General features: G+C 59.4%; 8 protein-coding genes. 5 read left to right on the top strand and 3 right to left on the bottom strand.

Features of this window, described 5'->3' with window-relative positions; all coding sequences use genetic code 11:
* Positions 1-222: 222 nt before the first annotated feature.
* Genes AC1DVH_RS24450 through phnE form a run of 4 tightly spaced genes read left to right on the top strand, consistent with a single transcriptional unit; the run spans position 223 to position 3,453 of the window.
* Positions 223-1,074 carry a putative selenate ABC transporter substrate-binding protein gene (locus AC1DVH_RS24450; RefSeq protein ID WP_477755987.1) on the top strand — a complete coding sequence of 284 codons (852 nt, stop codon included), beginning with the start codon at positions 223-225 and terminating at the stop codon, positions 1,072-1,074.
* Complete coding sequence (locus AC1DVH_RS24445; protein ID WP_477755986.1) at positions 1,071-1,868, top strand: phosphonate ABC transporter ATP-binding protein; 798 nt, start codon at positions 1,071-1,073, stop codon at positions 1,866-1,868. The genes AC1DVH_RS24450 and AC1DVH_RS24445 overlap by 4 nt, the downstream gene beginning before the upstream one ends.
* Positions 1,862-2,689, top strand: a complete 828-nt coding sequence (locus AC1DVH_RS24440; protein WP_458548710.1) for a PhnE/PtxC family ABC transporter permease — start codon at positions 1,862-1,864, stop codon at positions 2,687-2,689. The genes AC1DVH_RS24445 and AC1DVH_RS24440 overlap by 7 nt, the downstream gene beginning before the upstream one ends.
* Entirely contained in the window at positions 2,686-3,453 is a 768-nt protein-coding gene (phnE, locus tag AC1DVH_RS24435) for a phosphonate ABC transporter, permease protein PhnE (protein WP_477755985.1), read from the top strand. The genes AC1DVH_RS24440 and phnE overlap by 4 nt, the downstream gene beginning before the upstream one ends.
* Positions 3,454-3,628: 175 nt before the next feature.
* On the opposite strand, the gene AC1DVH_RS24430 is transcribed toward phnE, so the two are convergent.
* Both AC1DVH_RS24430 and AC1DVH_RS24425 read right to left on the bottom strand, forming a co-directional pair.
* Complete coding sequence (locus AC1DVH_RS24430) at positions 3,629-3,991, bottom strand: NUDIX hydrolase (RefSeq protein ID WP_477755984.1); 363 nt, start codon at positions 3,989-3,991, stop codon at positions 3,629-3,631.
* A 295-nt stretch (positions 3,992-4,286) separates the two neighbouring features.
* Entirely contained in the window at positions 4,287-4,601 is a 315-nt protein-coding gene (locus AC1DVH_RS24425; protein ID WP_477755983.1) for a hypothetical protein, read from the bottom strand.
* 507 nt (positions 4,602-5,108) lie between these two features.
* On the opposite strand from AC1DVH_RS24425, the gene AC1DVH_RS24420 reads away from it, so the two are divergent.
* Complete coding sequence (locus tag AC1DVH_RS24420) at positions 5,109-5,459, top strand: BON domain-containing protein (protein WP_150812540.1); 351 nt, start codon at positions 5,109-5,111, stop codon at positions 5,457-5,459.
* A 285-nt stretch (positions 5,460-5,744) separates the two neighbouring features.
* Here AC1DVH_RS24420 and AC1DVH_RS24415 read toward each other — a convergent pair whose 3' ends face one another.
* Entirely contained in the window at positions 5,745-6,206 is a 462-nt protein-coding gene (locus AC1DVH_RS24415) for an HvfA family oxazolone/thioamide-modified RiPP metallophore (RefSeq protein ID WP_477755982.1), read from the bottom strand.
* Positions 6,207-6,671 lie beyond the last annotated feature (465 nt).

The following is a 6,671-nucleotide window of genomic DNA, read 5'->3' as shown; positions in this document are numbered from 1 at the left end:
GTCGATATTGATGCTGACTGACACTCCGCCATCGCGAGCAAGCTCGCTCCCACAGGTCTTTCCCACAGGTCTTTTTGGCCTTAAGTCTTGCTGCAAGGCTGGTCAAGCACCCAAGACTCCCTATAATCGCGCCGTTTTCGTCTACCCTCACGAAGCGTCGTGCAGCAATCAGCTTGTGCGGGGCGCATCGACATTTTTCCGCTATTGAACCGGAGAACTTCCATGCTCAAACGTACCCTGGCAACGGCCATTGGCCTGACCTTGTCCCTTTCCACGCTGCTGGCACAGGCTGCCGAGACCCTCAAGGTCAGCGCCATTCCCGACGAAGCCCCCACCGAACTGCTGCGCAAGTTCAAGCCCCTGGGCGAGTATCTGGAGAAGCAACTGGGCATGAAGGTCGAGTTCGTACCGGTGTCCGACTACCCGGCGGTGGTCGAGGCGCTGGCCACAGACCGTATCGACATGGCCTGGCTGGGCGGCTTCACCTTCGTGCAGGCGCGACTGAAAACCGGCAATGCCATTCCACTGGTACAGCGTGAGCAGGATGCGCAGTTCACCAGCAAATTCATCAGCGCCGACCCGGCCGTCAAGTCGCTGGCCGACCTCAAGGGCAAATCCTTTGCCTTCGGCTCGGTCTCGTCGACGTCAGGCAGTTTGATGCCGCGCTATTTCATGCTGCAGGACGGCATCAAGCCGGAAACCTACTTCAGCCGTGTCGGCTACTCCGGCGCCCACGACGCCACCGTCGCCTGGGTCCAGGCGGGCAAAGTGGACGCCGGCGTGCTCAACGCCAGCGTCTGGGCAAAACTGGTCGCGGCCGGCAAGGTCGATACCGATAAGGTCAAGGTCTTCGCCACCACGCCGGCCTACTTCGACTACAACTGGACCGTGCGCGGCACCCTCGACCCGGCCCTCGCCAACAAAATCAAGGTGGCCTTCCTCGCGCTCGACCCGGCCAACCCGGAGCAAAAAGCGATTCTGGATCTGCAAGCCGCCAGCCGCTTCATCGAGACCAAGCCTGAGAACTACAAGGGCATCGAGGAAGCCGCGCGCGCTGCCGACCTGCTGAAATGACCTTGCATCTGAACCGGGTCAGCCTCACCCACGGCAATGGCGTGCGTGCGCTGCATGAGGTCGACCTGCAGATCAGTGCCGGTGAGCAAGTCGCAATCATCGGCCCGTCCGGTGCCGGCAAGTCGAGCCTGCTCAACGTGCTGGCCACCGCCCTGCGCCCGGACAACGGCGCGGTCGAGGTACTCGGCGAGCACGCCTGGCAGCTTGGCGCCCATCGGCGTCAGCAGCTGCGGGCGCGCATCGGCCTGGTGCATCAGGCACCACCGCTGCCACCGCGGCAGCGAGTGGTCACGGCGGTGCTGGCCGGAAAGCTGGGGCAATGGGGTTTTGCCAAAAGCTTGTTGAGCCTGCTGCATCCGGTGGATGTTCCGGGCGCGCGGGCGGCACTGGTCAAGCTGGACCTGGGTGACAAGCTGTTCGCCCAGTGCCAGCAATTGTCCGGAGGCCAGTTGCAGCGCGTGGGCATTGCCCGGGTGCTGTACCAGGCGCCCGAAGTGCTGCTGGCCGATGAGCCGGTGTCGGCGATGGACCCGGTACTGGCCGGGCACACCCTGTCGATCCTCTGTCGCCACGCCCGGGAGCACAACGTGACGCTGGTCGCCAGCCTGCATGCGGTGGAACTGGCCCTGACGCACTTTTCACGCATCATCGGTTTGCGCGACGGCCAGGTCCTGTTCGATCTTCCCGCCAGCAACGTCGACCACGATTTGCTCGACAAGCTCTACGCCAACGAACAACTGCTATCGCCGCCCGTTCCGGTGGCGCCCTTGAGCCTGCAGATTCCCCGATGCTGACGCGCGATACACGAGACCCGGCCACCCTGCCCCGCCTGCTGCTCAGTCTGTTGGCACTTGCTCTGCTGTGGCCCGGCATTCATTTCAGCGAATTGGACCTGGGTGTACTGCTCAAGGCCGACAGCCAGAGTGAGATGGGCCGGTTTGTCTCAGCCTTCTGGCCACCTGCCCATGGCGAAGAGTTCCTTCAGCTGCTGTGGCAAGCCACGTTGCAGACACTGGCCATCGCCACCGCCGGCATGGCCTTGGCCTTGCTGTTGGCCGTGCCTGCCAGCTTGTTGGCCAGCCGGGCGCTGTCGTTGTCCGCCGCCTCTCGCAGCGGTCGCCCGAGCGCCTTGGGCCGGCTGCTGCGCTGGCCGGTGCGCGGATTGCTGATCTTCCTGCGCAGCGTGCCGGAAATCGTCTGGGCCTTGCTGTTCGTGCGCGCCGTCGGCCTTGGCCCGACGGCCGGGGTGCTGGCGATTGCCATCACCTACAGCGGCATGCTGGGCAAGGTCTACGCGGAAATTTTCGAGTCGGTCGACCAGCGTCCCGCACACTCACTGCTGCAAGCCGGCAGTGGCCGGTTGGCGGCGTTCTGCTATGGCATCCTGCCCAACGTCGCGGCGGAGTTGCTGTCGTACACGGTGTATCGCTGGGAATGCGCGATCCGCGCGTCGGTGGTGATGGGCTTCGTCGGTGCCGGCGGGCTGGGCCAGCAGATCGATTTGTCGTTGCGCATGTTCGCCGGCGGTGAAGTGGCGAGCATGTTGCTGACCTTTTTCGTCCTGGTGCTGTTCGCCGACCAGATCAGCCGCCTGTTGCGCTGGAGGTTCGCATGAATCGCCTGATCAACCTGCTGCTGATCCTGTGCATTGGCGCAGCGGTCGTCGCTTCGTTCAGCTATCTGGGCATCGATCTSGGTGAACTGACGGGCAGCGCTAACCTTGCGCAGATGGGCGCCTACGTGCTGCGTTTTCTCAGCCCGGACCTGAGCGCCGGCCATCTGCAAGCCATCGGCCGTGGCGCCGTGGAAACCATGGCGATGTCTGCCCTTGGCACCCTGCTCGCGGCGGTATTCGGCCTGGTGCTGGCACTGCCGGCGGCCGGGCGTTTCGGTTGGCCGTTGCAGAGTGCGTCGCGCCTTGTGCTTAACGCCCTGCGCGCCATTCCCGAACTGGTGTGGGCCGCGTTGATGGTGCTGGCAGCCGGACTCGGCCCCAACGCTGGCACCCTGGCACTGGCCATGCACACCACCGGGGTGCTGGGTCGATTGTTCGCCGAAGCACTGGAAAACACCCCGCCGCAACCGGCCGAAGCCATCCGCTTGCAAGGCGGCAACGTGGTCTGGGCCTTCTGTTACGGCACCCTGCCCAACCTGTTTCCACAACTGCTGGCGTACATCCTGTACCGCTGGGAAAACAACATCCGTATGGCCAGCGTGCTCGGTTTTGTCGGTGCCGGCGGTTTGGGGCAGATGCTCTATGTCAGCCTCAGCCTGTTCCAGGAGGCCCAGGCCAGTACGGTGATCCTGGCGATGTTGCTGCTGGTGTTTGCCGTCGACGGGCTGAGCAGCTGGAGTCGCCAGCGCTGGGTCAAGGCTTGATGGGGAATTGCATGGATTTGCTCAGCTGATTGCATTGGAGCTGAGCAACCATTTGTATGGAGTTGACTGCCGCGTTTTATGGCTATGACCGGCAGAAAACGCCCCATTGCGGGCACTCAGAATGATGCAAAGAGACGATTAACCGTTGTGCGAACCAGAACGATCCAGGGGGAAGTTAAAGGCGACGTAGAAATGATCTGACAATCGATTTCGTAGTATCGCTTGTGTCTGAGTCATGAAACGTGTTCAGAGAATGCCAAATGCACTCGATGATCTCGTTTTGAGGCGTAGCGTTTTCGGCATCCGGGACAGAGGCTTCAAAAACATGATGGCGTGTGTTGCCTGCATCGAACTCAAAAATGTACAGGAGCTGATCAACATTTAGCCCGGTTTCTTCTTGGAGTTCTCGAGCAGCAGCTCCAGCGATAGCTTCGCCAGTTTCTACTTTGCCACCAGGCAAAGCCCATTTTGACTTCGGTTTGCGAACGAGCAAGATATGCCTATCTCTCTCGCATATGACTGTAGCTCTGACTTTCATCTTTTGACCCGGAAGGCATGTCATTAAATTGTAATAAAAATGTCATCTTCAAGGCGCGTTTATCGACGAACGCAGAGTTTAGAGCCAGCCAAACTCAAAAAAGTGCCAGGTGCGGCGGTCACTGGTGAGGGGATAACCCATGAGTAACCCCAACCCGAAACGCCAAGGGCCTGCGATCATGCAGGCCCAGTCAGCTTGGGTACACCGCGATGGGTAACCGCTGTGGTAACCCGACAGCGGCATTCTGCTTGGAGCCAGTATCTACGCGGCCTGTAGGCATTCAGTGCGCGATCTGTCAAGCGGCACTCGCCTCATTGGCAGGATTCAAATAGCAGGCCATCTCCCGTTCGACAACGTCGATCTCATTTAGCCCCCAGTTTGTCAGGGGCGCGGAAGGTTTGCCGGTCGACGCAAAACTCGCCGCCAGCAGACGGGTCATCAGCRTCTTTGCCAAGTCCAGTTGCTCCTGAAGCTCCTGAACCGCGCGATCAGCCTTGTCCAGGCGCTGTTGCAGGGCATCGCGMCCGGCAGTGATCTGTCCGATACTGGCCATCGTTTCATGTGGGTCRACCATCACTGCCGCTTTTTCTTCCAAAGATTTGTCACTCATCAATGTGCTCGATCGCTCAGGTTCAAGGTCAGGCGCSYGCRGGCCYTGCCTCACTGATATCGGCACGAGAGTTTATTCCTATAGTTTTCTATCGCACTGCTGCGCAAGGCGCCGACCAACGGCAGCGTAACCCATCAGCGAACCCARCCTGGTTGCGAACAAGCATCTCAGCTGGCACTGGGTTAAGTGCTCCTATCTATAAACGTCCGTTCCTGGCCGATTCTGTCGGTCGAGATCGGCAGCTATGGGTTGATCAGGGCTGATCGCAATAAGGACTGTTGAGTGCTCTGTAGGTGTTGCGCCTGGCACAGAGCGACCAAGGCGGACGTTCACGGGGACAGCGCTCTGACCGCAGGCAACGGCCGTACTATAATTAATTTCTGTCAATGTTTGCGTGGCGAGCGCTCCTAAACGACTCAGGTATCCATAGCTTTCACCTGACAGGCAGAGGGCTGCACAGCAAATGGGATGGACAGTACGTCTGATTACGCGAGAGAGGGTTCAGCCATGAAAATTCACTCCTTCCAGCATTACTCTCATGGTCTGGAGATGGCCGTTCACGATGCATGGATTACCGCCAAGGTGAAGTCGGCCCTGGCATTTTCCGATCCGACCCTTAGCCTGCATATCAATGTCAAAACCCATGCGGGCATAGTGGGGTTAAGCGGCCGCGTCAACACTCATAGACAGTGTGAGCAGGCCATTGGTCTGGCCCGTTCGGTTCATGGTGTCGCCGAAGTCGATGCCAGCGACTTGCAGACCCATGTGTTCACGCCAGGGAGTTTTCCAGAAGCGCCCAACGCCGAAGAGAGCACTGAGCGCCGGCCACAATCGTCAACAAAGATGGACGACAAATGATAATGGCAACTTTGCAGGCGCCGCGCTCCCAGTCGGGAACCGAGGGCGGAGGGAAGCTGAATGACTGTGTGCCCCAGAGTGAATCGCACATGGTTTCGTGGACATTTCCGACTGGCTGCTTATGGCTGTTCTTTGCCGGTCATGGTTACAAAGCCTGCTGGTTAAATCCGATGCAACCGGTGGTCAAGTCAGTGCAATTTCGCGCCTGACGACCAAACCAGTACTGCCCACGCCAAAAACCCTTCCTGCGCGTCAACGCAGGAAGGGTTTTTTCGTAGCAGCCGATCAGTCTTTAGCCTGGCTCAACTTGGTGTAGAGCTCGGTCGGTACTTTCTTGCCGTTGGAGGTGAACTGGTTGGTGCGGTACTTGTACACCTCACCCTCGGACAGGAAACCGTCGCCGTTGGCGTCTATCGCCTTGAATTCCTCAGCGCCCTTGGGTGCCACTGCCAGAAGCTCCTTGAGCGACACGCGGCCGTCATGATCTGCGTCGGTTCTTGCAAAAGAAGCATCGCCGCACTTGCCCTCTCYGCATTTACCTTCGGCCTGTGTCTTTTGCGCGCTGGCTTCACTGGCACCGCACTTGCCTTCGCCACACTTGCCTTCGCTGGTCTTTTCCGCGGAGGCCAGTTGATAGCCCTGAGGCAAGGCTTCGGCGGACAACGCGGTGGAAGCGAAGTTGATACCGCCGACCAGTGCAACAGCGATCAGGCCAATGCGGGTTTTGTTCGACTGGATACGAGACATGTTGATACTCCGGATCATTTGCGCGGTTGGACCGTTATTGGTCGTACCACAAGGGTTGATAAACCTGGTTGCGAGGTGCGTTGTGCATCTCGCTTTGGCAGGTCTATTTGGCCCCGGTGGTGTATCCCGGCTGTATCCGTAAAGCGCTGGTTTTGTATGGCTGTATGCGGATGCCGCGCCCTGATACACAGCGATACACGAAAGCCGGTATTCAGTTGATCAGACTGCTTGTGTACGAAGGGGGCAACCGCCCGACATCGCCCAGGAGTGCTTGTTTAAAAAGGTTGTAGGTTATTTCCGATGGGCTACAAGACCTTGCGTCGTTGCCTACGGTTACGCCAGAATCCGCCGGCTTGTGCGTTTAGGGCGCGGGTTCTATCGTTCGCGTGTCGCTGTCTTTTCAGCGGCCGGGTCTGGAAACCCCGAAATGAAAATGGCGCAAGTGCGCCCTTCATAACCTATGCT

Source organism: Pseudomonas sp. P4_C3 (genome assembly GCF_056402075.1).
This window is presented reverse-complemented; position numbering and strand designations above follow the sequence as displayed.

What these genes read in the sequence shown, in the direction of transcription:
- AC1DVH_RS24450 (WP_477755987.1), top strand. Translation starts at nt 223, where the DNA reads ATGCTCAAACGTACCCTGGCAACGGCCATTGGCCTGACCTTGTCCCTT.
- AC1DVH_RS24445 (WP_477755986.1), top strand. Translation starts at nt 1,071, where the DNA reads ATGACCTTGCATCTGAACCGGGTCAGCCTCACCCACGGCAATGGCGTG.
- AC1DVH_RS24440 (WP_458548710.1), top strand. Translation starts at nt 1,862, where the DNA reads ATGCTGACGCGCGATACACGAGACCCGGCCACCCTGCCCCGCCTGCTG.
- AC1DVH_RS24430 (WP_477755984.1), bottom strand. Translation starts at nt 3,991, where the DNA reads ATGAAAGTCAGAGCTACAGTCATATGCGAGAGAGATAGGCATATCTTG.
- AC1DVH_RS24420 (WP_150812540.1), top strand. Translation starts at nt 5,109, where the DNA reads ATGAAAATTCACTCCTTCCAGCATTACTCTCATGGTCTGGAGATGGCC.